Origin of the sequence: Pseudomonas sp. 9Ag, from assembly GCF_902506445.1 — a bacterium.
Taxonomy (GTDB): Bacteria; Pseudomonadota; Gammaproteobacteria; order Pseudomonadales; family Pseudomonadaceae; genus Stutzerimonas; species Stutzerimonas stutzeri_AB.
On the sequence record NZ_LR733836.1, the window covers coordinates 3986846 to 4011941 of the forward strand.

24 protein-coding genes are annotated in these 25096 nt (G+C 61.5%); 11 read left to right on the plus strand and 13 right to left on the minus strand.

What is annotated here, in order from left to right:
- Positions 1–5 precede the first annotated feature (5 nt).
- Entirely contained in the window at positions 6–920 is a 915-nt protein-coding gene (gene argB / locus ALTERO38_RS18180) for an acetylglutamate kinase (RefSeq protein WP_159969236.1), read from the plus strand.
- Between the two features lie 66 nt (positions 921–986).
- On the opposite strand, the gene ALTERO38_RS18185 is transcribed toward argB, so the two are convergent.
- Together ALTERO38_RS18185 and pyrE are read right to left on the minus strand one after the other, a co-directional pair.
- A complete protein-coding gene (locus ALTERO38_RS18185) occupies positions 987–1571 on the minus strand; it encodes a DUF4124 domain-containing protein (RefSeq protein ID WP_178114605.1) in 585 nt (194 codons plus the stop codon).
- 370 nt (positions 1572–1941) lie between these two features.
- Positions 1942–2583, minus strand: coding sequence for an orotate phosphoribosyltransferase (gene pyrE, locus ALTERO38_RS18190; protein WP_159969237.1), 642 nt, complete (start codon positions 2581–2583; stop codon positions 1942–1944).
- A gap of 84 nt (positions 2584–2667) precedes the next feature.
- Here pyrE and ALTERO38_RS18195 point away from each other — a divergent pair, with 84 nt between their 5' ends.
- The gene (locus tag ALTERO38_RS18195; RefSeq protein WP_102837741.1) at positions 2668–3447 is read left to right on the plus strand and encodes an exodeoxyribonuclease III; all 780 of its coding nucleotides are present in this window, start codon (positions 2668–2670) and stop codon (positions 3445–3447) included.
- Between the two features lie 61 nt (positions 3448–3508).
- Here ALTERO38_RS18195 and ALTERO38_RS18200 read toward each other — a convergent pair whose 3' ends face one another.
- A complete protein-coding gene (locus tag ALTERO38_RS18200) occupies positions 3509–3877 on the minus strand; it encodes a DUF4870 domain-containing protein (RefSeq protein ID WP_102837742.1) in 369 nt (122 codons plus the stop codon).
- Positions 3878–3893: 16 nt separating this feature from the next.
- Entirely contained in the window at positions 3894–4616 is a 723-nt protein-coding gene (rph, locus tag ALTERO38_RS18205) for a ribonuclease PH (RefSeq protein ID WP_102837743.1), read from the minus strand.
- 214 nt (positions 4617–4830) lie between these two features.
- Between rph and ALTERO38_RS18210 the strand changes: the two genes are divergently transcribed.
- From ALTERO38_RS18210 to ALTERO38_RS18235, 6 genes are all read left to right on the plus strand, one after another.
- Positions 4831–5694, plus strand: a complete 864-nt coding sequence (locus tag ALTERO38_RS18210; RefSeq protein WP_159969238.1) for a YicC/YloC family endoribonuclease — start codon at positions 4831–4833, stop codon at positions 5692–5694.
- A gap of 70 nt (positions 5695–5764) precedes the next feature.
- Entirely contained in the window at positions 5765–6385 is a 621-nt protein-coding gene (gene gmk / locus ALTERO38_RS18215) for a guanylate kinase (RefSeq protein ID WP_159969239.1), read from the plus strand.
- Positions 6386–6584: 199 nt separating this feature from the next.
- Positions 6585–6848, plus strand: a complete 264-nt coding sequence (gene rpoZ, locus ALTERO38_RS18220) for a DNA-directed RNA polymerase subunit omega (RefSeq protein ID WP_021207191.1) — start codon at positions 6585–6587, stop codon at positions 6846–6848.
- A gap of 60 nt (positions 6849–6908) precedes the next feature.
- On the plus strand, positions 6909–9017 hold the full coding sequence (gene spoT / locus ALTERO38_RS18225) for a bifunctional GTP diphosphokinase/guanosine-3',5'-bis pyrophosphate 3'-pyrophosphohydrolase (protein ID WP_159969240.1): 2109 nt from the start codon (positions 6909–6911) through the stop codon (positions 9015–9017).
- Between the two features lie 92 nt (positions 9018–9109).
- Positions 9110–9490 carry a RidA family protein gene (locus tag ALTERO38_RS18230; RefSeq protein WP_102837747.1) on the plus strand — a complete coding sequence of 127 codons (381 nt, stop codon included), beginning with the start codon at positions 9110–9112 and terminating at the stop codon, positions 9488–9490.
- 39 nt (positions 9491–9529) lie between these two features.
- Entirely contained in the window at positions 9530–11632 is a 2103-nt protein-coding gene (locus ALTERO38_RS18235; protein WP_159969241.1) for a CHASE2 domain-containing protein, read from the plus strand.
- A gap of 5 nt (positions 11633–11637) precedes the next feature.
- Here the strand turns inward: ALTERO38_RS18235 and ALTERO38_RS18240 are convergent, their stop codons facing one another.
- On the minus strand, positions 11638–12231 hold the full coding sequence (locus ALTERO38_RS18240) for an OmpA family protein (RefSeq protein WP_102837749.1): 594 nt from the start codon (positions 12229–12231) through the stop codon (positions 11638–11640).
- Positions 12232–12236: 5 nt separating this feature from the next.
- Entirely contained in the window at positions 12237–12710 is a 474-nt protein-coding gene (locus ALTERO38_RS18245) for a FecR domain-containing protein (RefSeq protein WP_234484317.1), read from the minus strand.
- Between the two features lie 116 nt (positions 12711–12826).
- Here ALTERO38_RS18245 and ALTERO38_RS18250 point away from each other — a divergent pair, with 116 nt between their 5' ends.
- Positions 12827–14920 (plus strand): HD family phosphohydrolase, encoded by a 2094-nt coding sequence (locus ALTERO38_RS18250; RefSeq protein WP_159969242.1) that lies wholly within the window; start codon positions 12827–12829, stop codon positions 14918–14920.
- Positions 14921–14937: 17 nt separating this feature from the next.
- Here ALTERO38_RS18250 and ALTERO38_RS18255 read toward each other — a convergent pair whose 3' ends face one another.
- Positions 14938–15135 (minus strand): hypothetical protein, encoded by a 198-nt coding sequence (locus ALTERO38_RS18255; RefSeq protein WP_102837752.1) that lies wholly within the window; start codon positions 15133–15135, stop codon positions 14938–14940.
- Between the two features lie 558 nt (positions 15136–15693).
- Between ALTERO38_RS18255 and ALTERO38_RS18260 the strand changes: the two genes are divergently transcribed.
- On the plus strand, positions 15694–17661 hold the full coding sequence (locus ALTERO38_RS18260; RefSeq protein ID WP_159969243.1) for an AAA family ATPase: 1968 nt from the start codon (positions 15694–15696) through the stop codon (positions 17659–17661).
- Positions 17662–17727: 66 nt separating this feature from the next.
- On the opposite strand, the gene ALTERO38_RS18265 is transcribed toward ALTERO38_RS18260, so the two are convergent.
- Positions 17728–18771: a GlxA family transcriptional regulator gene (locus ALTERO38_RS18265; RefSeq protein ID WP_234484316.1), complete on the minus strand. Its 1044-nt coding sequence runs from the start codon at positions 18769–18771 to the stop codon at positions 17728–17730.
- 148 nt (positions 18772–18919) lie between these two features.
- Between ALTERO38_RS18265 and ALTERO38_RS18270 the strand changes: the two genes are divergently transcribed.
- Complete coding sequence (locus ALTERO38_RS18270) at positions 18920–20197, plus strand: tetratricopeptide repeat protein (protein ID WP_159969245.1); 1278 nt, start codon at positions 18920–18922, stop codon at positions 20195–20197.
- 37 nt (positions 20198–20234) lie between these two features.
- On the opposite strand, the gene ALTERO38_RS18275 is transcribed toward ALTERO38_RS18270, so the two are convergent.
- The 5 genes from ALTERO38_RS18275 to ALTERO38_RS18295 all read right to left on the minus strand — a co-directional run bounded on the left by ALTERO38_RS18275 (position 20235) and on the right by ALTERO38_RS18295 (position 24947).
- Positions 20235–20852: a TPM domain-containing protein gene (locus ALTERO38_RS18275; protein ID WP_159969246.1), complete on the minus strand. Its 618-nt coding sequence runs from the start codon at positions 20850–20852 to the stop codon at positions 20235–20237.
- 86 nt (positions 20853–20938) lie between these two features.
- Complete coding sequence (locus ALTERO38_RS18280; protein ID WP_178114606.1) at positions 20939–21697, minus strand: YgcG family protein; 759 nt, start codon at positions 21695–21697, stop codon at positions 20939–20941.
- Positions 21694–22302, minus strand: a complete 609-nt coding sequence (locus tag ALTERO38_RS18285; protein ID WP_102837756.1) for a LemA family protein — start codon at positions 22300–22302, stop codon at positions 21694–21696. Before ALTERO38_RS18285 ends, ALTERO38_RS18280 begins: the two co-directional genes overlap by 4 nt.
- A gap of 78 nt (positions 22303–22380) precedes the next feature.
- Positions 22381–23604, minus strand: a complete 1224-nt coding sequence (locus tag ALTERO38_RS18290) for a CaiB/BaiF CoA-transferase family protein (protein ID WP_159969247.1) — start codon at positions 23602–23604, stop codon at positions 22381–22383.
- Positions 23605–23765: 161 nt separating this feature from the next.
- Complete coding sequence (locus tag ALTERO38_RS18295) at positions 23766–24947, minus strand: acyl-CoA dehydrogenase (RefSeq protein WP_102837758.1); 1182 nt, start codon at positions 24945–24947, stop codon at positions 23766–23768.
- Positions 24948–25096: the final 149 nt, after the last annotated feature.

Below are 25096 nucleotides of genomic sequence, written 5' to 3' on the forward strand. Positions count from 1 at the left end.
CCTGCATGACCCTCAGCCGTGAAGCCGCCACCCAATTCGCCCAGGTCCTTTCCGAAGCGCTGCCCTACATCCGCCGATTCGTCGGCAAGACGCTGGTCATCAAGTACGGCGGCAATGCGATGGAAAGCGAGGAGCTGAAGACCGGCTTTGCGCGCGACATAGTGTTGATGAAAGCGGTAGGTATTAACCCGGTGGTGGTGCACGGCGGCGGCCCGCAGATCGGCGATCTGCTCAAGCGTCTGAACATCGAAAGCCGCTTCATCGATGGCATGCGGGTCACCGACAGCCAGACCATGGACGTGGTGGAGATGGTGCTCGGCGGACAGGTCAACAAGAGCATCGTGAGCCTGATTAACCAGCACGGTGGCGCAGCCATCGGACTGACAGGTAAAGACGCCAAGCTGATCCGCGCGAAGAAGCTTAAGGCCACGCGTCAGACACCTGAAATGACCTCACCGGAAATCATCGACATCGGTCAGGTTGGCGAAGTCACCGGGGTCAATACCGAGCTGCTGGAAATGCTCGTCCGCGGCAACTTCATTCCGGTCATTGCGCCCATCGGCGTTGGTCCGGACGGCGAGTCCTACAACATCAATGCCGACCTTGTCGCCGGCAAGGTCGCTGAGGCGTTGCAGTCCGAAAAGCTGATGTTGCTGACCAACATTGCCGGCCTGATGGACAAGCAGGGCCATGTCCTGACCGGGCTGACCACCGCGCAAGTCGACGACTTGATTGCCGACGGCACGATCTACGGCGGAATGCTGCCAAAGATTCGCTGTGCACTGGAAGCGGTCCAAGGCGGCGTGCACAGTGCACACATTATCGATGGCCGCGTTCCCAATGCGGTGTTGCTGGAAATCTTCACCGACATCGGCGTGGGCACGCTGATCACCAATCGAAAGGCTTCAGCCCCTCACTGAAAAAGTCATGAAAGAGCCCGGCTTCTCGGATGAAAAGCCGGGCTTTTTTTCGTCCGGGTTTACCTGCTACTCCGACTGCCCGAGCAACTCTGCCACTCGCTCACGCTCCCGACCGTAGCTCACTTCGGCCTGCTTTCGGGTTTGCTTGTAGCGTTCGACATCCCGTCTCAGACTGGCCTGTTCTTTGGCGAGATTGTCGATCTGTACGAGTAGTTGCTCGGGCACTTTCCGACCAGCACGCTCATGGTTGGCCGCCTGACTCTGCAGGTTCGCCTGCTGCGTCCGCAGCGACTGGAGGTTGCCGCGGGTGATGCCAATAATGCTGTCGAGTTCTGACAGCCTGCGCGCCTTGGCACGCTCCACATCAGCGACACTGGCATACAGTCTCAGCAACTGTGCATCAGTCTCAGCTCGGGCTTTGGCTTCCAGCAGCAGTTTGCGTTCCTGCGCTGTCGGCGCTGGTGGCACTACCTGCGTCACGCGGCCCTGGTCGTTGAGGACTTCATAACCGCGACCGATGAACTGCGGCGGCACACCATGTCGATCAAGGACCACAACGCCCTTGTCATCGACATATCGGTACAGCTCAGCCTGCGCTGCCGTCGAGGCCAGTAAGCCCAACAGCAACAGTGCGCTGCTCCCTATTCGCATACTTCAGCCTCTTCCGTATCGGTGCATGCGGCACTGCGAGTCCCAAATGCCTGTTTCTTCTTAATGCCGAAGGGTCTCAGCTTATACAAACCCCGTCACAGTTGCGCAGCAATAAGCACACCAACTGCGCGGACCTGTCCGTTGGTTTTTAAAGCAACGGTCAAGCGTGAGTCGCAAGGTGCTTGGCTGGACCACGCCAGACCGAAGCGGCCCGGCTAATTACACTAGGGAGCCGGCCGGCTACCACAGCGCCGCACTGACGACCGCTTCCGGACGCCGGGGCAGCCACAGTTGGTCAATAACTGACAAAAATCAGGACACAGCGGAAACCCGTTGATCAGCTCAACTTAACAGGCCTGACGGGCCGCTCTCAGATGCCATATTGATCGCGGTACGCTTGGACGGCAGGTAAGTGCCGCTTGAGCTGCTCATCCTGCCCCAGGAACTCCAGCACCTGAGCGAGAGAAACAATGCTCACGACGGGCATGCCGTAGTCCTGCTCTACTTCTTGAATGGCAGACAGCTGGCCCTGGCCCCGCTCCTGTCGGTTCAGCGCAATCAGCACGCCAGCGGCTTGCGCACCCTGGGTCTGAATGATCTGCATGACTTCGCGAATAGCGGTCCCTGCGGTAATCACGTCATCGACGATCAGCACGCGACCATTAAGAGGCGCGCCGACCAACGTACCTCCTTCGCCATGGTCCTTGGCTTCCTTGCGGTTAAAGCACCAAGGCAGGTCACGCTGGTGATGCTCAGCCAGGGAGATAGCCGTTGCCGCCGCCAGAGGAATACCTTTGTAGGCTGGCCCGAATATCACATCGAAATCGATGCCGCTGTCGGCAACGGCTGCGGCGTAGAAGCGGCCCAATTGTGCCAGCGCCGCGCCAGTGTCGAACAATCCGGCGTTGAAGAAGTAGGGGCTGGTGCGCCCGGACTTCAAGGTGAACTCACCGAAGCGCAAAACCCCGCGCTCGATGGCGAAGCGAATGAAATCGCGCTGGTACGCCTGCATGAAGAATATTCCCGGAAGACACTGATTTAGCTAATTGCAAAGAGCTTGGGTTATCATACACGCACGTGTTTTTAGGGGCCATTTATGCGGATCATCAGCGTCAACGTGAATGGCATTCAAGCGGCGGCGCAGCGGGGTTTGCTCAGCTGGCTGCAAGCGCAGAATGCCGATGTCATCTGCCTGCAGGATACCCGCGCCTCCGTAGTAGAACTCGACGATCCGGCCTACCAGCTTGACGGCTATTTTCTCTATACCGTCGATGCTGAAATCCCCGAACAGGGCGGTGTCGCGCTGTACTCCAGGCTGCAGCCGAAGGCTGTCATCATGGGCCTCGGATTCGAGACTGCCGACCGTTACGGCCGTTATCTGCAGGCCGACTTCGATAAGGTCAGCATCGCCACGCTGCTATTGCCAACCGGCCGTGGCGGGGATGAAGACCTGAATCAGAAATTCAAGTTCATGGACGATTTCGCCCATTACCTCGACAAGCAGCGCCGCAAGCGTCGCGAATATATCTATTGCGGCTCACTATACGTCGCGCATCAGAAGCTGGATGTGAAGAACTGGCGCGACTGCCAGCAGGCGACTGGCTTTCTAGCTCCCGAGCGTGCGTGGCTGGATGAGATTTTTGGCAACATGGGTTACATCGATGCGCTGCGCGAAGTCACCCGAGAGGGCGATCTCTACAGCTGGTGGCCCGATACCGAGCAGGCTCAGATGCTCAACCTCGGCTGGCGATTCGATTATCAAATCCTGACATCCGGCATGCGCCGTTTCGTCCGTAACGCCCGCCTGCCACGCCAGCCGCGCTTCTCCCAGCACGCCCCATTGGTCGTGGATTACGACTGGACGCTGAGCCTCTAACTACTTAACAAGCACGCGCCCGACCTAGGCGCGCGCTGTCTGGGACAATCTGAGCTAAACCCTATTTAACGATCCGCCAACAGAACGGATAACGATAGGGTTTGCCCTCGTTGGCACGGATGCCAGCAATCACAACCAGTACCAGAGCTACCACGCTGATCAGCGCCATTAACGGAAAACCGATCAGTATCCAGGCCAACACGCCACAGATCATCAGCAAAATACTGAAGGTGATCTGAAAGTTCAGTGCCTCCTTGCCCTGCTCATCGACGAACGGATCCATATCCTTCTTCAGCTGCCAGACGATCAACGGCCCCAGGACGTTGCCGATCATCGGCACCAGAAACCAGAAGAACGCCGAGTAATGACAGAACATGGCCCATTGCCGCGCTTGGGCAGACGGTACCGGAATCAATTCTTGGTCAGACATGGCGTTCTCCTTCTGATTAGTCGGCCAGCGCGGCCTGCTGCAGAGCGAACAGCTCCTGCATACCGGCCTGAGCCAAACCAAGCATGGCATTGAGCTCATCTGGCTGGAACGGCGCGCCCTCTGCGGTGCCCTGCACCTCGATAAAACCGCCGCCGCTGGTCATCACCACATTCAGGTCCGTCTCGGCGGCCGAATCCTCCAGGTAATCAAGGTCCAAGACCGGCTCACCTTGATACATCCCTACCGAGACAGCCGCGACCATCTGCTTGAGAGGATCACCGCCCTTCAACCCGCCGCGCTTCTTCAGCAACTTCAGCGCATCGACCAGCGCCACCATCGCTCCGGTAATTGATGCAGTACGCGTACCGCCGTCCGCCTGAATCACGTCGCAGTCGATATAGATGGTGTTCTCGCCCAGCTTGCTCATGTCCAGCGATGCCCGCAGCGAACGGCCGATCAATCGCTGGATTTCTAGGGTGCGCCCGCCCTGCTTTCCGCGACTGGCTTCACGCTGGTTACGCTCGCCAGTAGCTCGCGGCAACATGCCGTATTCCGCAGTTAGCCAGCCCTGCCCCTGCCCCTTGAGGAATCGCGGCACGCCATTCTCAATACTGGCGGTGCAAATCACCTTGGTGTCGCCGAACTCCACCAGAACCGAACCCTCGGCGTGCTTGGTGTAGTTGCGAGTAATGCGGATCGATCGCAGCTGATCGGCAGCGCGGCCACTGGGACGCTTCATGAGGCTTTCCTGATTCTGAGTGAATTGATCTGCATTATAGAGGCCTGACCTACGGTAAGGGCCACCGTCGAGCCACTCGACTCACGAGCCAGCGACTGAATCGAGCATCCTATACGCCAAACGGCCTTGACGGCAGTTAACTATGCACCGGCGTCACTGACCGCGTTTTCCTTTACAATCCTCCGCCTTTCGCCACCGCATCGAGAGGTTCACCATGATCTACAGCATGACCGCTTTCGCCCGTGCCGAGCAGGCCGGCGAGCACGGCACCCTGAGCTGGGAGATCCGCTCGGTCAATCACCGTTACCTTGAACCGCACCTGCGCCTGCCCGAGTCCTTCCGCGACCTCGAAGGCGCCATTCGCGAAGCACTGCGCAAGGGGCTATCCCGCGGCAAGATCGAATGCACCCTGCGCTTTGCCGAAGATGCAGCAGGTCGCTCCATGCAGGTCGATCACCAACGGGCAGGCCAGCTGATCGCTGCCGCTGAAAGCGTCGCGGCAATGATCAAACAGCCCGCGCCGCTGAACCCGCTGGAGATTCTCTCCTGGCCAGGCGTGCTGGTCGGCGACGCTGCGGACCCGCAAGCACTCAACAACACCGCTCTGCAATTGTTTCATCAGGCGCTGGAGCAGATGAAAGCCGGCCGCCTGCGCGAAGGCGAAGAACTTGCCCGCCTGATCAACGAACGCCTTGATGCCATCGGCACGGAAACCGCCACACTCCGCAGCCAGGTTCCACAGATGCTCGCGGCGCAGCGTCAGAAACTGCTGGACCGCTGCGTGGAAATGCGCGTCGAACTGGACCCACAGCGCCTCGAGCAGGAGCTTGTGATGCTGGCGCAGAAAAGCGACGTGGCCGAAGAGCTTGATCGTCTTGGCACCCACGTCACTGAAGTACGCCGCGTTTTGAAGTCCGGCGGAGCGGCCGGTCGCCGTCTGGATTTTCTCATGCAGGAACTCAACCGCGAAGCCAACACACTGGGCTCCAAGGCATTCGACACGCGCAGCACCCAGGCAGCGGTCAATCTCAAGGTACTGATCGAGCAGATGCGCGAGCAGGTCCAGAACATCGAATAGCAACTAAGCTTGGCCTACTCGACGGGCCAAGACCGCCAGATCCTAGTCAGCAATCCGCAAAGAGAATTACATGTCAGCCTCCACCGGTACGCTCTACATCGTTTCCGCGCCTTCCGGGGCCGGCAAGACCAGCCTGGTCAAGGCCCTGCTCGATGCGCAACCGCAGGTTCGGGTTTCGGTTTCACATACGACTCGGCCTATGCGTCCCGGAGAAGTGGATGGCGTCAACTACCACTTCGTCAGCCGTGAGGAGTTTCTGGAACGCCTGGAGCACGACGAATTCCTCGAACACGCCGAAGTATTCGGGAACCTGTACGGCACCTCGCAGCGCTGGCTTGAGCAGACGCTGAGCGAAGGTTTCGATCTGATCCTTGAGATCGACTGGCAGGGCGCGCAGCAGGTTCGCTGTCTGATGCCCCAAGCCAAATCGATCTTCATCCTGCCGCCCACCCAGGAGGCCCTGCGCCAGCGGCTGACCAACCGCGGCCAGGACAGCGATGACGTAATCGAAAAACGCATGCGTGAAGCCGTGAGCGAAATGACTCACTACGTGGAATACGATTATCTGGTGATCAACGACGACTTCGCCCACGCACTGATTGACCTGCAGGCCATCTTCCGCGCCAACCAGCTTCTACAGACCGCACAGCAGCAGCGCTTCGAAGCGCTGCTCGGGCAACTGCTCGCCTGAAAGCGGCGACTGCAAAACTTTAAACAATGTGAGGGGCGGCTGGCGCCGAGGAGCAGTAGAAGCCTCTCGCTTCTGCTTGAGCCTGGATGTCCGGAGTGGCTTTGCGCTTTTACCGCTTCCCTATTGGCTGGTGATTTTTTAGACTATCCCGTCCGCTCGCCCATTCGGGCACGCTTTACCGTTATTGATGAGGAACACCATGGCCCGCGTTACCGTTGAAGATTGCCTGGACAACGTAGATAACCGCTTCGAGCTGGTCATGCTCGCGACCAAGCGCTCGCGCCAACTGGCCACCGGTGGCAAAGAGCCCAAGGTAGCCTGGGAAAATGACAAGCCGACCGTCGTGGCACTGCGTGAAATCGCTTCTGGCCTGGTGGACTATGACGTCATCGCTCAGGACGACATCGTCGACGACGAACCGCTGTTCGTTCAGTACGAGGAAGAGCCCAACGAGGCCCTCTGATTAAATGCCAGGTCGAAGTCGAACCGCAGTCACAGTGCAGCGCCGGCGAGGAGCAATTCCTTGCCAGCCATAGACGCTCTCGCTGATCGCCTGTCGACCTATCTCGGCGACGACCAAGTCAACTTGGTCCGCCGTGCCTATTTCTACGCCGAGCAGGCCCATGATGGTCAGCGTCGGCGCAGCGGTGAAGCCTACGTCACCCATCCCCTCGCGGTAGCCAACATCCTTGCTGACATGCACATGGACCATCAGAGCCTGATGGCCGCGATGCTGCATGACGTCATCGAAGACACCGGCATTGCCAAGGAAGCGCTCACCGCACAATTTGGTGAAACCGTCGCCGAGTTGGTGGACGGCGTCAGCAAGCTCACCCAGATGAAGTTCGAAACCAAGGCCGAAGCTCAGGCCGAGAACTTCCAGAAAATGGCCATGGCCATGGCACGCGACATTCGCGTGATTCTGGTCAAGCTCGCTGACCGCCTGCACAACATGCGCACCCTTGAGGTGCTGGCAGGCGAGAAGCGTCGACGCATCGCCAAGGAAACCCTGGAAATCTACGCGCCCATCGCCAACCGGCTGGGTATGCACGCCATGCGCGTGGAATTCGAGGATCTGGGTTTCAAGGCCATGCACCCGATGCGCTCGGAGCGGATCCGCGCCGCGGTGCGTCGCGCGCGCGGCAATCGCAACGAAATCGTCGAAAAGATCGAGCAGTCGCTGACTCACTGCCTTGAACGCGACGGCCTGGCAGGCGAAGTCGTCGGCCGCGAGAAGCACCTCTACAGCATCTACAAGAAGATGCGCGGCAAGCGAAAGGCGTTCAACGAGATCATGGACGTCTACGCCTTCCGCATAGTGGTCGACAAGGTCGATACCTGTTATCGGGTACTCGGCGCGGTACACAGTCTCTACAAGCCCCTCCCGGGCCGCTTCAAGGATTACATCGCGATCCCCAAGGCCAACGGCTACCAGTCTCTGCATACCACGCTGTTCGGTATGCACGGGGTGCCCATCGAAATCCAGATCCGCACTCGTGAGATGGAAGAGATGGCGAACAATGGCATCGCCGCACACTGGCTGTACAAATCCAACGGGGAAGAGGCTCCCAAGGGCACGCACGCACGCGCACGCCAATGGCTCAAAGGCGTGCTGGAGTTGCAGGAACGCGCCGGCAATTCGCTGGAATTCATCGAGAGCGTCAAGATCGACCTCTTTCCCGACGAGGTCTACGTCTTCACTCCCAAGGGCAGCATCATGGAGCTGCCGAAGGGATCCACCGCAGTGGACTTCGCCTATGCGGTGCACACCGACGTCGGCAACACCTGCATCGCCTGCCGCGTCAATCGACGCCTGGCGCCGCTTTCGCAGGCCCTTGAAAGTGGCTGCACCGTTGAGATCGTGACCGCGCCGGGCGCTCGCCCCAATCCGGCCTGGCTGAACTTTGTCGTCACAGGCAAGGCGAGGACGCATATCCGCCATGCACTGAAGCTGCAACGCCGCTCGGAATCGATCAATCTCGGGGAGCGCCTGCTGAACAAGGCCCTGACCGGTTTCGAAACCAGCCTTGAAAGCATTTCCCAGGAGCGCATCCGCACGGTACTCAACGAGTACCACATGGAGGTCATCGAGGACCTGCTCGAAGACATCGGGCTGGGCAATCGCATGGCCTACGTGATTGCCCGGCGTCTGCTCGCCAGTGACGGCGAACAGGCACCGAGCGATGAAGGCCCGCTGGCTATCCGTGGCACTGAGGGCCTGGTGCTGAACTATGCCAAGTGCTGCACGCCGATTCCTGGCGATCCCATCGTCGGTCATCTGTCGGCCGGCAAAGGCATGGTGGTGCACCTCGACACCTGCCGGAACATTGCCGATGTACGGCACAACCCGGACAAATGCATCCAGTTGTCCTGGTCGAAGGACGTCACCGGCGAGTTCAATGTCGAGCTGAGGGTCGAGCTGGAGCACCAGCGCGGCCTGATCGCGTTGCTGGCGGGAAGCGTCAATGCTGCCGACGGCAACATCGAGAAGATCGGCATGGACGAGCGCGACGGCCGCATCAGCGTGGTCCAGCTGGTGGTCAGCGTTCACGACCGGGTACACCTCGCCCGCGTCATCAAGAAGCTTCGCGCCATCAAGGGCGTCATGCGCATCACCCGGATGAAGGCCTAGCGACTCCGCCCGTTCCACGCTCGTCACGGGGCTTTTGCCCGCTCGCTTCAGCCCGTATCCTCTGGGGCCGCACTCTTCTATCGGAGCACCCCATGAGCAAGACCGTGATCCACAGCGACAACGCACCCGCCGCCATTGGCACCTACTCCCAGGCGATCAAAGCCGGCAATACCGTTTACATGTCCGGTCAGATCCCGCTGGATCCCAAGACGATGGAGCTGGTTGAAGGCTTCGAGGCCCAGACCGTGCAGGTCTTCGAGAATCTCAAGGCCGTCGCCGAGGCCGCTGGCGGATCGCTGAAAGATATCGTCAAGCTGAACATCTTCCTCACCGATCTCGGCAACTTTGCCACCGTCAACGAGGTCATGAGCCGTTACTTCCAGCAGCCCTACCCCGCCCGCGCTGCCATCGGCATCGCTGCACTGCCCAAGGGCGCGCAAGTCGAAATGGACGCCGTTCTGGTACTCGAGTAATCGGGCCAGCCTGTCGGCCGGTTGCAGGGAGCGCGACTGATGACTCTACCCGGCCGCTTGGCACCACGCCTGCTGCTTGCCAGCGCTGGCTTGCTGGCAGCATGCGTGCTCTACCTCACCGAACCGATGCTGCTGCAAACACTGCGCAACAGCCTGTTCGACCAGTATCAGCGCTGGCAGCCTCGGCCGGCGCCGGCACAAACCAACGTGCTGGTCCTGGACATCGACGAAGACAGCCTCGCGCGTCTCGGTCAGTGGCCATGGCCCAGGGACCAGATGGCGCAGGTGCTGGACCGGCTGCGTGAGGCTGGCGCTGCCGTTGTGGTATTCGACGTGCTGTTCGCCGAACCGGACCGCAGCTCCCCGACGCAACTCCACGAACGGCTCCCTCGCGATCTCGCTGCGCAACTGAAGCAACTGCCGGATCATGACCGGCTGTTCGCCGAAGCACTCGAGCGCCAGCCCAGTGTTCTCGGCTTTGCAGCGACGCGCGCGCCGACCCGGTCCACGCCCATCAACCGCTTCGCCGTGCGGCTGCAGGCTGATGGGCGTAGCCCCGCCTTTCCGATCTACGCCGGCACCGCCACGGCATTGCCAGAACTGGAATCGGCAGCAGCAGGAAGCGGCGCCATGACGTTCCAGCCGGACGGCGACGGCGTGGTAAGGCGCGTGCCGCTGATGATCAAGGTTGACGATCATCTGCTGCCATCGCTTTCGGCCGAAGCGATACGCGTCTTTCTAAAGCAGAACCTCTACCGGGTCGACGCCGATTCACGCGGTGACGTCGCTCAGGTCAGCATCGGCCGTATCGCTCTGTCGACCAATCGTCGCGGCGAACTCTGGGTGCACTATCGCGCCGACATGAGCGCACAGAACTTGCCGGCATGGCAGCTGTTCGAAGGACGTCCCGACCCCAGACTGCAGGGCGCTGTCGTGCTGGTAGGCAGCTCGGCGCAAGGGCTGCAGGACCTACGCTTCAGCCCGCTTGGCGGCATGCTTCCCGGCGTACAGGTGCATGCGCAGGCGATCGAGCAAGCTCTGTTTGGAGCACCGCTGCAACGTCCTTACTGGGCCAACCCGATCGAGGCTGTGACTCTCCTTCTCGCCGCCCTTGTGCTCTGCGGCATTACGCTTACCACCGGAGCTCTGACCGGCGCCTTGGTATCGGCTGGGCTGCTGGCGACGCTGAATGTCATTGCCTGGTGGGCCTACTCACGCCATGGCTTGCTGTTCGATGCGCTCAGCCCAAGCCTGGGTCTGGCCATCACCTACCTTGGCGCCAGCATTGCTCGCCATCGTGCCAGCGAACAGCAGCAGCGCTGGGTACGCGCAGCCTTCTCCCGCTATATCTCACCGAACCTCGTCGAGCATCTGTTACGCCACCCGGAACAGTTGCGCCTGGGTGGCGAGCGGCGCTGCTGCAGCTTCGTCTTCACTGACCTGACAGATTCGACCCGGCTGATGGAGGGACAACCGCCAGAGCGAGTGGTAAGCATGCTCAATGAATATCTGGAGGGCATCATCCAGATCGCCTTCCGCCATCACGGAACGCTGGAACGCATCATGGGCGACGGTATGGCTATTCTTTTCTCCGCACCGTTGGCGCAGCCCGACCATCAGCAACGCGCACTCGCCTGCGCTTTGGAGATTCGCCGGTTCACTCGAGAGCATGCCGCCGCCCAGCACACCGCCGGAATTGCGCTTGGCCCCACTCGCATTGGCGTGCACAGCGGCGACGTAGTGGTAGGCAATTTCGGTGGCTCGACGCTGTTCGACTACCGTGCGCTCGGCGACGCGGTCAATGTCGCAGCGCGGATCGAAGGTGTGAATCGTTATTTCGGCACAGAGCTGTGCGTGTCGCAGGCGATTCGCGATGCCAACCCCGACACGCCGATGCGACCGGTCGGTAATGTATTGCTCAAGGGTAAGGAGCAGCCGCTCCGCCTTTACGAGCCTTGCGAAACGCAACCGGACGCTCTGTACGAGGCGGCACACAAACTACTGTCAGAGGACGAGGGCGACGCCCTCGAAGCATTCGAACGGCTGGATATTCAGCGGCAGGATGATGCGCTGGTGCGCTACCAGCTCGAGCGGTTGCGCAGCGGGCAACACGGTGAGCTCATCGTGATGACAGATAAGTAGATCTCTTAACGGACGCTGACTTCCACGCGACGATTGCGCGGCTCGGACACGCCATCACGGGTTTTGATCAGCAGGTTGCGCTCACCATGCGACGAAACCCTGAGATCGATCACATCGATATGACGCTTACGCAACATCTCGGCGACTGCCTGGGCCCTGCTCAGCCCCAGTTGCTCGTTCCAGCGTGGGCCGCTGAGCGTGTCGGTATGACCTATCACCGAGACCGCAGACGGACCGCGCTGACGGATCGTCTCGAATACCTGGTCGATGGCCTGCTCAGACTCTTCGGTGAGTTCAACGCTACCGATCTTGAAGTACAGCTGGAACCGCTGAGGCAACGCTGGCTGTGCAGCCAGCGCGGCGGAAAAATCGCGAGCGATGCGCATGTCGCCAACCTCGAAAGGCCCAGAGCCGAAGCCCCGTGAACCGATCACGGCACCCTGATGCTTGCGATCAAGACGCGTCTGACCCTGTGCATCTTCGATGACCACGGCACCGGTGGTGCCATCGGGACTCTCCAGCAACACCACATAGTCGCCCGTCGCGCAGCCTGTCATCAGCAGCGCTAGACACAACAGCGCAAACGTTCTCTGTAGCATTCGCCTCACTCGCTGACCTTCACCAGAAAATGCGTACCCCGTACTCCGATGGTCCCGGTCGGCGTTTTCAGCTCGACCGCCTCGGGTTTCAGCTTTGCGATCACACCGGAGATGAAGTTCAGCGTACCTCGGCTGATTTGCGCGCTCAGCTTCAGCTCTTCGTGAGCTGGCTCAAACTGGTACTCATCCAGCGTGAACTCGCTGTTGGGGCCGAACGACATCACCGTGTTGTCGCTCAACGTGACGCCCATCGACCCCTGGGCACCGGTGCGCAGTGTCGCCCCGATGATGACCGCCTGCCCTACCCGCGCCTCGATGGTCTGCCCACGGCTGGTCATGGTCGCCTCGCCCTGGACTTTCATGATGTAACCAACGGGCTCGCTGATGTCATCCGCCACTGCCAGCCCAGAGGCCGCCATAAAGCCAAGGACAAGCACAGTTCGGGCAATTTTTACCACTGGGGCGCTTCTAGTGGCCATGATCAATGTAACCTCCGTGGTCGGCCAATGGCCTGCGAATCGGTGCACAGCGTTTCTATCTGCGCTCACCGATGTTTTCCTGGCATTTCCGTCAAGTAATCGCCGCAGGATGCAGTATGACCTCTAGCAAATACAAGCTCAGCTACGAGACCTGGGCCTCAGCGCTGGTGACGATGTTCATTCTCGTACCCACCGTGCCGGTGCTTCTGCTGGCCGGCTTCGAGTGGCTCGACTTGCGCGGGGTGCTGCTTGTCGAGCTGCTGTTGATGTTTCTCAGCCTGCCACTGCTGTTCGTGTGCCTGGCGAGCATCCGCCGCTCGCTGGGCGCACTGGCAGAAGACACACGGCGCATCCGCGAGCTCGATTTCAGCCCCCACAGCAGTCCTCACTCGCCGATTCGCGAGCTCGACGAGCTGCACCGCCAGCACGACAGCATGCGGCGCTCGATCCACACACAGAACCAGGCGCTGGAAGAGGCTCAAGAGAAACTGGCGAGCCTGGTCGAAAACGGCATGCTGATGTCTTCCGAGCGCGACAAACACCGTTTGCTCCAGCACATCCTGATGCAAGGCAAGCGGATCTGTAACGCCGATGCCGCCACGCTCTATCTGATGACCGACCACGACAGCTTGCGCTTTACCCTGCGCTCGAAGGCTGACCAATTACCTGCATTCGAACTGCCGTTGCACGATCCGGACACCGGCACGCCCAACGAGCGGCACGTGTCGACCTATGTGGCCCTGCGCAGGGAAACCGTGATCATCGACGACGTGTACAGCGAGACGCGCTTCGATCTCTCCGGCACCCGCCGCTTCGATATGGAATCGGGCTACCGTACGGTTTCGATGCTCTGCGTACCATTGGTTGCGCACGGCGGCGAAGTGCTCGGTGTTCTGCAATTCATGAACGCGACCGATCCCAACAGTGGCGACGTCACCCGCTTCAGCAGGCAGAACCTCCGATTCGTCGAAGCACTGGCCTCCCAGTCGGCCGTCGCACTGGAGAACCACAACCTCATCGACTCTCAAACTGCGCTGATCGACGCGATGATCGAGATCCTCGCAGGCGCAATCGACGCCAAAAGCGCCTATACCGGCGGCCATTGCGCCCGCGTACCTGAGCTCGCGCTGATGCTGGCGGAACAGGCCAGTGCGACGGCGGAAGGTCCGCTGGCGGACTTCCGCTTCGAAACCGACGAGCAGTGGCGGGAGTTCCGCATCGGCGCCTGGCTGCACGACTGCGGCAAGGTCACCACTCCCGAGCACATCGTCGACAAGGCAACCAAGCTGGAAACGGTCTACAACCGCATCCATGAGATCCGCATGCGCTTCGAAGTCCTGCTACGCGACGCCATGATCGAGCGTCTCGCCGCCTTGGCGGCCGGCGAACCAGCAGAAGCTGTCGAGACCCGACACGCCGCCGAGATGGCGCGTTTGCAGGAGGAGTTCTCCTTCGTGGCCGAGTGCAACATCGGCGGCGAGCTGATGGCGCCGGAGCGGATCGAGCGCTTGCAGCGCATCGCCGAACAGCGCTGGACACGTCACTTCGATGACCGGCTGGGCCTTTCCCATGAGGAGGAGACGCGCCTGGAAGGCTTCCCGGCCACGCCGCTTCCGGCATCCGAAAGGCTATTGTCGGACAAGCCAGAACACCTGATGCCACGCGCCGAAACCAAGGCGCTGGACCCCAAATACGGCTTCAAGATGAGCGTACCCGAACATCAGTTCAATTTTGGCGAGCTTTACAATCTGAGCGTCAGCCGCGGCACCCTGACCGCCGAGGAGCGGTTCAAGGTCAACGAGCACATCGTGCAGACCATCGTCATGCTAGAGAATTTGCCGTTTCCCAAGAACCTCCAGCGCGTGCCGGAATATGCCGGCACCCACCATGAAACCTTGCTTGGTACCGGCTATCCGCGGCAACTGGGGCCCGATCAGCTATCGATACCCGCACGAATCATGGCCATTGCCGACATCTTCGAGGCGCTGACCGCCTGCGACCGCCCCTACAAGAAGGCTAAACCGCTGAGTGAGTCGATCCGCATCCTGGCGCGGCTGCGAGATCGCGGCCATATCGATGCGGACCTCTTTGCCCTGTTCCTCTCATCGGGACTGCACCTCAGCTATGGCCATCGCCATCTCAAGCCCGAGCAACTCGATCAGGTAGATATCAGCGAGTTTCTGCAGCGTCCCACTGCAGCCGCCAGCTGACGGTCACTTACCTTTGATCAGCTGGCGACGCGACCATCCCATAGTTCCTTGTCGTCGAGTTGGCAGGTGTCGACGTAGCGCGGCATGCCGCCGATCTCCTCCAACTCCGTCATGCCGGCGAGCTGGCTGACGATGCGGTAACGCTTGCCTGCGGTCTTGTCTTGCAATGGATAGAGCGCGGCAATCTGCTGCGCCAACTCGGTCAGGGTGGACATGGTGCGGGTAATGCTCTGGGTGCGAAAAACCAGGCTATTTACTACGAATCCTCTCTGATTGCGCGGGGTAGCCGACGTCCAGCAGGCCGCTCATCGGAACGGCGTGTTTTTACAGATAAATCTCGCTCTTCAGAGCTGCGTGGGCGCTTTTCAACTACAGCGTGCGCGCGGCCGGGCCAGCCGAATGGACAAGCGAAGATCATGCGCGAGTGACCACACCTCACGGTGTCGTTCAAGAATACGGCGCTTGATCTGGTCGGGTGGCGGGCTACGGCTTGCGTCCCCGCCCCAGCCGTTTCGTTCCACAACCAAGCGGTCATTCGTCGAAAACTGGCCTGCCATTCGTCGTGCAGCCGCTTGTATGGTGGCACTTGCCGTATTCTCGCCGGCTATCGGCGTTCAGCAACCCGATTCGCAGTCCGGCATATAAATCGCATCCAACAAGCCCGAACTGTACTGCGCCACCCAATTGGCGCCGCGGGACTTTCCCGTGAACAACTGTGGTCCGCCCTCCGGCGGTTGTTTGTCGAACATCGGGCCCTCCCGATTGGATGTGAAATGAAAACACCACGTCTGCTACAAGGTCGCCGCGGCCCTGTGCTCTCTGTTTTCCTATTACTGCTGATCGCCGCGTGCGTGGCCTTCTGGCAGTTGCGGCCAGCTGCTCCCTCCACCCCTGCGACTGGCGCTGCCGCCAGCATGCTCGAGGCCCTGCAGCAATCTACCGATCCCTGGGAAGCCAATCGCCGCGATCTTTCGGTGTTGATGGCCGACCTGCGTGGCGCCAGCATCAGCAGCGCCGCGCTGGGCAAGGATGCGGTCTTTATCAGCCTGCACGATGGGCTTCGTTATTGGGTACCGGACCAGTCCGGGCGTGTCGCTCAGCTGCTGCTCGACCAATACGCCAGCAGCAGAGGCGAGCTGTTCCCGCTGTCCATGTTTGAAACCGACGGCGAAGCGCCCTGGTACAAGCCGGTCGTGCCCTACGCACCCTTTATTCTGTTGCTGATCGGCGCCCTCACCTACCTTGCGATCAAGAGCCAGGCCTTCCCGATCCAACGCAAAGGCAGCGGCATCAGCTTTGCCGATGTGATTGGCGCCAGCGAAGCCAAGCAGGCGCTTAGCGATGTCACCGCCTATCTGCGCGATCCGGCTGCCTACACCGCGCTGGGCGCGCGCCCGCCAAAAGGCGTGTTACTCACAGGCGAGCCGGGCACCGGCAAGACTCAGCTGGCCAAGGCACTGGCCACCGAGTCCAATGCCAGTTTCATTCAGGTGACCGGCAGCGATTTCTCCTCGATGTATTTCGGCGTGGGCATCCAGAAGGTCAAGGCGCTGTTCCGTACCGCGCGCAAGCAGGCGCCGTGCATCATCTTCATCGACGAGATCGACGGCATCGGCAAGCGCGCTGAACAGCAGCGCTCTAGCGATGCCGAGAGCAACCGCATCATCAACCAGTTCCTTGCCGAGATGGACGGTTTCGACGGCGCCAACGGTGTACTGGTGCTGGGTGCGACCAACTTTCCGAACTCGCTGGACCCGGCGCTGGTGCGCGAAGGCCGCTTCGACCGCTCCATTGCCGTGGGTCTGCCAGGGCTGAACGACCGCGAGGCACTGTTCCGCCTGTACGCCGCCAAGATCCGCGCCGAACAGGATCTGGACTACGCACAATTGGCGCGCAACACCGTGGGCCTGACCCCCGCCGCCATCGCCTACATCGCTAATCATGCGGCCCTGCTCGCCGCACGAGGCGCCGCGAAGTCCGTGAGCATGGCGCATTTCGTCGACGCGGTGGAAACCTGCCGCATCGGTGAGCAGCCTTCCGGCGTGACGCCCATGTCGCCTACCGACCGCAAACGCATCGCGGTGCACGAAGCCGGTCATGCGCTGGTCGCTGCCGCGCTGAAAACCGGTCGGGTGGAAAAGGTCACCATTCTGCCGCGCGGCCAGGCGCTGGGGGTGACGCTGGTAACGCCCGTCGAGGACAAGCGTCTGCACATGGAATCCGAACTGCGCAACCGCATCCAGATGCTGCTGGCTGGCCGTGGGGCCGAGCAGCTGTATTTCCACGAAGTGTCCTCGGGCGCCGGCCAGGATCTGCAGGAAGCCTCCAAGATCGCTCTGTCGATGGTTGGCGCGTTGGGCATGGGCCCAAACGGTTCGCTACTCAGTCTGCAGGCGGTACGCGACGCGCATATCGAGTTCGACTCCGGCGAATCCATCCGCGCGGCCGACAATCTGCTCAAGCAGCTCGACCGTGAATGCATGGCCCTGCTGCAACAGCTCAAGCCGGCGCTGGATGAGATCGCTGACAAACTCTTGGCCGAGGAAACCGTGCCGGGTGAAGAGGTCCTCGCCGCCATCGCGCGCTTACCCGAGCATCATCATGAGGCCCGCGTCAGCTCGATCATCGGCCATGCCATGAGCAGCATCGACCGGGTGGCCGCCAGCGCCATGGAGAACGACGGCTTTATTGATCTGGCACCGGTCGAGCAACCCGAGGACGACGGCCCCGGAATGCTCTGAACCAGACGCCCGCGATTACTCACGCGGGTTTCTTGGCGACCGCTACTGCGTCGTATGCCAAGCGGCTCAGTGCGGTTCTGCTGCCGTGGCCTGCATGGTCGCCACCCCGGCCAGACGGCGCGCCAGCACACCGAAACGTCGCCGGTACTGCGCCGGCGTCATGCCCACCTTGCGCCGGAACAGCCGACCGAAAAAGCCGGCATCCTGATAGCCGACCTCCCAGGCGACCGCTTCAACCGGGAGATCTCCGCTTTCAAGTAATTGCTTGGCTTCCTCCAGTCGCAGCGTATGCACGTAGTCCAGCGGCGACAGCCCGGTCGCCTGGGCGAAACGGCGCTGGAACGTCCGCTCCGGCAGTCCACTGATCCGCACCATCTCCGCCACCGGCGCGTCGGCTTCGTAATGTTGAGCAGCCCATTCCTGACAATGGGCAATGACCGGATCGGCCAGTTGACTGGTGCGCATCATCGCGGCGTAGGCCAGCGGACTGGTCGCATCCCAGTCGAGCAGATTCATCCGCGCGACCTCCATGGCTTCCGTGGCGCCAACGAAGCGGGCAATGAGGAACAATCCCAGCGCATGCCAGCTGCTGCCGCTGCCCGACATCACCAGCCGCTGGCCGACGCCAGCGGTAACCAACGCTTTGTCCGGCTGCCAGTGAACCTCAGGGTATTCCCGCCTCAGGCAATCGTAATAACCCCAGTGCGAGGCACCTTCGCAGCCTTTCAGCAGGCCGGTACGCGCCAGCAGCAGGGCTCCGGAGCAGGCCGAAGCCAGCGTCGCACCGGCCTCGTAACGCTCGCGCATCCATTGCGCTTCGCGGTCATAGCGATCATCCAGCGGCGCCCAGGGGCTGATGGCCAGATCACTGACAATCACCACATCGGCCGAGACCATGCTGTCCAGACTGGCGTGGGCGTGCACGAGGACATCGTTGTACACACGCAACGGCTGCCCGTCGCGGCTGACGATCCGCGGCAACAAAGGCGCATCGACACTGGTCTGATTGATCAGATGCTGCCAGTCGCGGCGGGCACCCGACAGCAGATCGTAGAGACCGAACAGCGTCGAAGCCGTGCTATCCGGTGTCGCCAGGAGAGCGACAGTCAAGGGAGGCAGTCTTTCAGCATGATCTGAGCGTGTCATGGCGGAAATGGCCGTTTTGTTTCCAGGATGGCTTTAGTCCGACCGGCCCCATACCCCGACTATGGGCTCCGTTGGCACCTGCCAACGAACTGGACTCATGGAGCATAGAACAATGAAAGACGCACATGGCTACCAACTGACCGGCTGCAACGGCCAAGCGCAGGCGTTGCTTGACCAGGCGCTGGAGCAGTTCCGCTGCCTGCGCACCGCCTCGCTGGCGAGCACCGAAGCCGCACTCGAAGCTTCTCCTGAACTGGTGATGGGCCACGTCCTAAATGCCTGGCTCTATTTACTAGGCACCGAAGCGGCTGGAATCCCCGTTGCCCAAGCCTCGCTGGGCCAAGCCCGGGCTCTGCCGCAAAACGACCGGGAGGCGCGCCATATTCAGGCGCTGCAACTACTGATCGACGGCCGCTGGCACGCGTCCGGGCGCATGCTGGAAGACCTCAGCCTCGAGTATCCGCATGACCTGCTGGCATTGCAGGCAGGCCATCAGCTGGACTTCTTCACCGGGGATGCGCGCATGCTGCGCGACCGCATCGCGCGGGTATTGCCGGACTGGTCATCCGCAGTGCCGGGCTATCACGCCGTGCTCGGCATGTACGCCTTTGGGCTGGAAGAGTCTGGCGACTACCTGCACGGCGAGCGCGTTGGCCGCGAAGCGGTGTCACTGCAACCCGATGATGCCTGGGCGCAGCACGCCGTCGCACACGTGCTCGAGATGCAGGGCCGGCGTGAGGAAGGCATCGCCTGGATGCGAGGCAATCCGGCCTGGCAGCAGGACAGCATGCTCGCGGTGCACAACTGGTGGCACCTCGCTTTGCACTATCTTGAGCACGAGGATTTTGAAACCGTGCTGGCCCTCTACGACGGCCCGATCGATGGCCATCAGGGCAGCCTCGCAATGGAATTGATCGACGCCAGTTCCCTGCTCTGGCGCCTGCAATTGCGCGGTGTGGATGTCGGCATTCGCTGGACGGGCCTTGCCGAACGCTGGGCCGCGATGGCCAATGACGGTCGTTACGCCTTCAATGATTTTCACGCGGCGATGGCGTTTGCCTGCAGCGGTCGTACCGACCTGCTCAACGGGCTAAGCGAAGCGCAGCGGCGCGCCTGTCAGCAGGACGACGACAATGCACGCTTCACAGCGATGATCGGTGCTCCAGGGGTCGAAGCAGTGACGGCGTTTGTCGATGGGCAATATGCGCGTTGCGTAGATTTGCTCAGGCCAGTCTGCAGTCAGGCTCATGTCTTTGGCGGCAGCCACGCCCAGCGCGACCTGATCGACCAGACCTTGCTCACCGCCGCACGCCGCAGCGATCAGCACAGTCTGGCGAGAGGTCTGCAGCGCGAACGCGAGCTGCTTGCTCGTCAGCGCAGCGCGGCTTGAGGCAGGAGGGATGTCGGCAGTGCCGGCATCCCCGGCTTCAGGGCAGCACCACCAGGTGGTTCGGCAGCTCGTTGCGCTCGTGCGTTGCCGGGACGTGCTGCTGGAGCAGCGTGCCGCAGGCGTCGATGCAGCCGACAAAACCCTCCAGCACCCGTCCGTTGCGTACATGGGCGGTAAAGGTCTCGACGATCGACTCCCAGGCGCTGTTGTCGATGCGGCTGGAAATGCCTCGATCCACCAGAATTTCCACATAACGCTCGGCTTCGGAGACAAAGATCAGCATCCCGGTGCCATCGTCGGTGTGATGCAGGTTCAGTTCGATGAACTGCCGCCGCGCCAGGTTGCAGGCACGCCAGTGCCGTACCGAGCGAGGAATCGATCGACTGGTCACTTTGGGGATTCGAAACAGTACCGCCAGCACCAGGAAGGTCAGCCATTGCACCAGCAACAACTGCCAGCCTGCCAGCCAACCGGTAAAGAACAGCAGCGCACCGGGCAGCACCAGCGCAATCAAGCTCGCCCAGAGTAGCGGGATATAGCGATAGTCATCGGACTGGCCGGCCAGTACGGTCACCAGCTCGGCATCCGTTGTGCGCTCCACTCGGGCGATGGCCTCGGCCACCTGCTGCAGTTCGCTTTCGCTCAAAAGGGTCATTGCATGTCCATCATTGATGAGGCTCTTGTCGTTCTGATCTGAAGGGGCGAGCCTGCATGGCAGGCCCCATCGAGTTCACGTGCCGGCTACCAGCCACCGGAAGCGCCGCCGCCGCCAAAGCCGCCGCCACCGCCGCCGAATCCGCCGCCACCGCCAAAGCCGCCGCCGCCGCCACGGCCCATGCCACCGAGCAGCGCACCGAGTAATACCGCGCGACCCGCACCTCGTCCGCCTCCGCGACCACCACGGCCGCCACCGATGACGAAGATCGCCACCAGCATCAGAAAGAAGCCAAGAATGCCGAGCCCGCCCGGCTGCTGCGCCCCCATCGGCATGGCCGGCGGCAGCGCAGCGGATCGCAGCGGATCGCCACCCAGCACCTGAATAATGGCCGCTGCACCTTCGGTAATCCCACGGGTGAAGTCGCCCTCGCGAAAGGCGGGTGTGATGATGCGATTGATGATTACCGACGACTGCGCATCGGTCAGCCGGCCTTCCAGGCCATATCCGACTTCAATACGGACTCGGCGATCATCACGCGCAACGATCAACAGCGCACCGGTGTCCTCGTCTTTCTGCCCGATACCCCACTCACGCCCCAGCTCGACACCAAACTCTTCGATGCTGCGGCCTTGAAGATTCGGCACGGTGACGACCACCACCTGCTCGCCGCTGGCCTGTTCATGCGCGGCGAGCATGCTGGTCAGCCGCGCCTCGGCCTGCGTATCGAGCAGTTCGGCCTGATCTACCACTCGGCCGGTCAGCGCAGGCAGCTCGACGCCCTGGGCGGCGATGCCACTCGCCCAGAACAACAGCGCGAGGATCAGGGGGAGCGTACGCATCATTGGAATTGCACTTGCGGCGCCCGTTCAGCGTTCTCGGTTGTGGCCTCGAAGTTCTCGCGGATGGGCATGTCGCCGTACATCAGGGTATGCCAGATGCGACCGGGAAAGGTCCGGATCTCAGTGTTGTAACGCTGGACGGCGGCGATGAAATCGCGACGTGCGACCGCGATACGGTTCTCGGTGCCTTCGAGCTGCGACTGCAGCGCAAGGAAGTTCTGGTTGGATTTCAGATCCGGGTAGCGCTCGGACACCGCCATCAGCCGGCTCAATGCTCCAGTCAGCTGGCTCTGCGCCTGCTGGAACTGCTGCATCTTCTGCGGATCGTCGAGGTCATCAGCGCTGATCTGGATCGAGGTTGCCTTGGCGCGCGCCTCGGTCACTGCAGTGAGGGTGTCCTGTTCCTGACGGGCGAAGCCCTTGACCGTCTCGACGAGGTTGGGAATGAGGTCGGCGCGGCGCTGGTACTGGTTCTCGACCTGAGCCCAGGCCGATTTCACCTGCTCGTCATACTGCGGAATGTTGTTGATGCCACAACCGGCCAGCAGCCAGGACATGAACAGGACAACCGTCAGTTGCCAGGTGAATCGATAACGCTGCATCTGCATGATCCGCTCGTCCTTCCAAAAATCCAGGGTACAGGATAAGGATAGCCGAGCGGTCCGAGAGTTCAGGTTGTAACGACCTCAGATCACGCCGGCACGACGCAGCGTGTCGATCTGCTCGGGCGCACAGCCCAGCAGCTGCTGCAGCAAGGCTTCGCTGTGTTCGCCGAGCAGCGGCGGGGCCTTGCGGTATTCCACCGGCGACTCGGACAGTCGAATCGGGCTGGCCACCTGGGGCACGCTGCCCGCCAAAGGATGCGGCATCTCGACACGCAGTCCGCGCGCCTGCACCTGCGGATCAGCAAACACCTGAGCCAGGTCGTTGATCGGTCCGCAAGGCACGCCAGCCTGCTCCAGTATCGCGACCCATTCCGCCGTGGTGCGGAACACCGTGACCTGGCGGATCATCGGCACCAGCTCCTTGCGATGCGCCACGCGCGCCTTGTTACTGGCGAAGCGCGGATCATCAGCCCATTCGGGGTGCCCGGCCACTTCGGCGAACTTGCGGAACTGACCGTCATTGCCCACGGTGAGAATGATGTCGCCATCGGCCGTCGGGAAATCCTGATAAGGCACGATGTTGGGATGGGCATTGCCCATGCGCTTGGGCGGCACGCCGGTGGTCAGGTAGTTCATCGCCTGGTTGGCCAGGCAGGCGACCTGCACGTCCAGCAGGGCCAGTTCAACGTGCTGGCCAAAGCCGCTGTGCTCCCGGCGATTGAGCGCCGCCAGCACGCCAACGGTAGCGTAAAGCCCGGTGAGGATGTCGGTCAGCGCCACACCGACCTTGACCGGCCCGGCGCCCTCTTCGTCTTCGGCGCGCCCGGTCAGGCTCATCAGGCCGCCCAGGCCCTGAATCATGAAGTCGTAGCCCGCACGCTGGGCGTAAGGACCATCACTGCCAAAGCCGGTGATCGAGCAATAGACCAGTTTGGGATTGATTGCTTTCAGGCTCTCGTAATCCAGCCCGTAGGCCGCCAGCCCGCCGACCTTGAAGTTCTCCAGCAGCACGTCGCATTGGGCCACCAGCTCACGAATGATCCGCTGGCCCTCGGGCTGGGTGAAATCCAGCGTGAGCGACTGCTTGTTGCGATTGGCCGACAGGTAATAAGCGGCTTCCGACGTGTTTTCGCCCTGCTGGTCTTTCAGGTATGGAGGCCCCCAGTGGCGGGTGTCGTCGCCCGTGCGCGGGCGCTCTACCTTGATCACCTCGGCGCCGAGATCACCGAGGATCTGCCCACACCAGGGGCCTGCGAGCACACGTGACAGGTCGAGGACGCGGATATGAGAAAGGGCGCCGGGCATGAATGAAGCCTCAAGGTGTTGTCGCCGCCGCGGGAAACGAGCCTGCAGCTGTGCGAGGAAAACGTAGGGTGGATGACGCGTTACCCATCCACCAAGCGGAGCTGAAGTTGTCGGCGTAGCCGAAGGTGGATGAAGTAGCGCCATCCACCCTACGGCACCGCTTAGAAGAACGCCTGAATGCCGGTCTGCGCACGGCCCAGAATCAAGGCATGCACGTCATGAGTGCCCTCGTAGGTGTTGACCACCTCGAGATTGACCAGATGCCGAGCCACGCCGAACTCGTCGCTGATGCCATTGCCGCCGAGCATGTCGCGGGCGAGGCGCGCCACGTCCAGCGCCTTGCCGCAGCTGTTGCGCTTCATGATCGAGGTGATTTCCACCGCCGCGGTGCCCTCATCCTTCATCCGGCCGAGGCGCAGGCAGCCTTGCAGCGCCAGGGTGATCTCGGTCTGCATGTCAGCCAGTTTCTTCTGGATCAGCTGGTTCGCCGCCAGTGGGCGACCGAACTGCTGGCGATCCAGGGTGTACTGGCGGGCGGTGTGCCAGCAGAACTCGGCGGCACCCAGGGCACCCCAGCTGATGCCGTATCGGGCGGAGTCCAGGCAGGTGAACGGGCCACGCAGGCCGCGCACGTCGGGGAAGGCGTTCTCTTCCGGGCAGAACACGTTATCCATGACGATCTCACCGGTGATCGACGCGCGCAGGCCAACCTTGCCGTGGATCGCCGGAGCAGACAGCCCTTCCCAACCCTTCTCCAGCACGAAACCGCGAATCGCGCCCTCGTCATCCTTTGCCCATACGACGAAGACATCGGCAATCGGGCTGTTGGTGATCCACATCTTGGCGCCGGACAGGCGATAGCCGCCATCAACCTTCTTGGCCCGCGTGACCATCGAGCCCGGGTCGGAACCGTGGTTCGGTTCGGTCAGGCCGAAGCAGCCGATGAACTCGCCGCTGGCCAGCTTGGGCAGGTACTTCTGCTTGGTTTCTTCATTGCCGAACTCGTTGATCGGCACCATCACCAGCGAGGACTGCACGCTCATCATCGAGCGATAACCCGAATCGATGCGCTCGACTTCGCGAGCGATCAGGCCGTAGCACACATAGTTCAGGCCACTGCCGCCGTAGGCTTCAGGAATCGTCGCGCCAAGCAGACCGGTATCGCCCATCTCCCGGAAGATCGCTGCATCGGTGCGCTCGTGACGAAAGGCTTCGAGGACCCGGGGCGCCAGCTTGTCGGCGGCGAACTGCTGCGCGCTGTCACGCACCATGCGCTCTTCATCGGTGAGCTGCTGATCGAGCAGCAGCGGGTCGATCCAGTTGAAGCTTGCTTTGCCGGCCATGGGTGGTCCTCTTGTCGTAGACGATCAACCGGGCGCAGGGCCCGGTGCAGCATTGGATGGATTGATAGTAGAAGCTGCCGGCGCACCCAGCAAACGAGTAATTCGCATCAATCTGTGCGATTTACTCACTCCAGCGTATGCTGATCGGC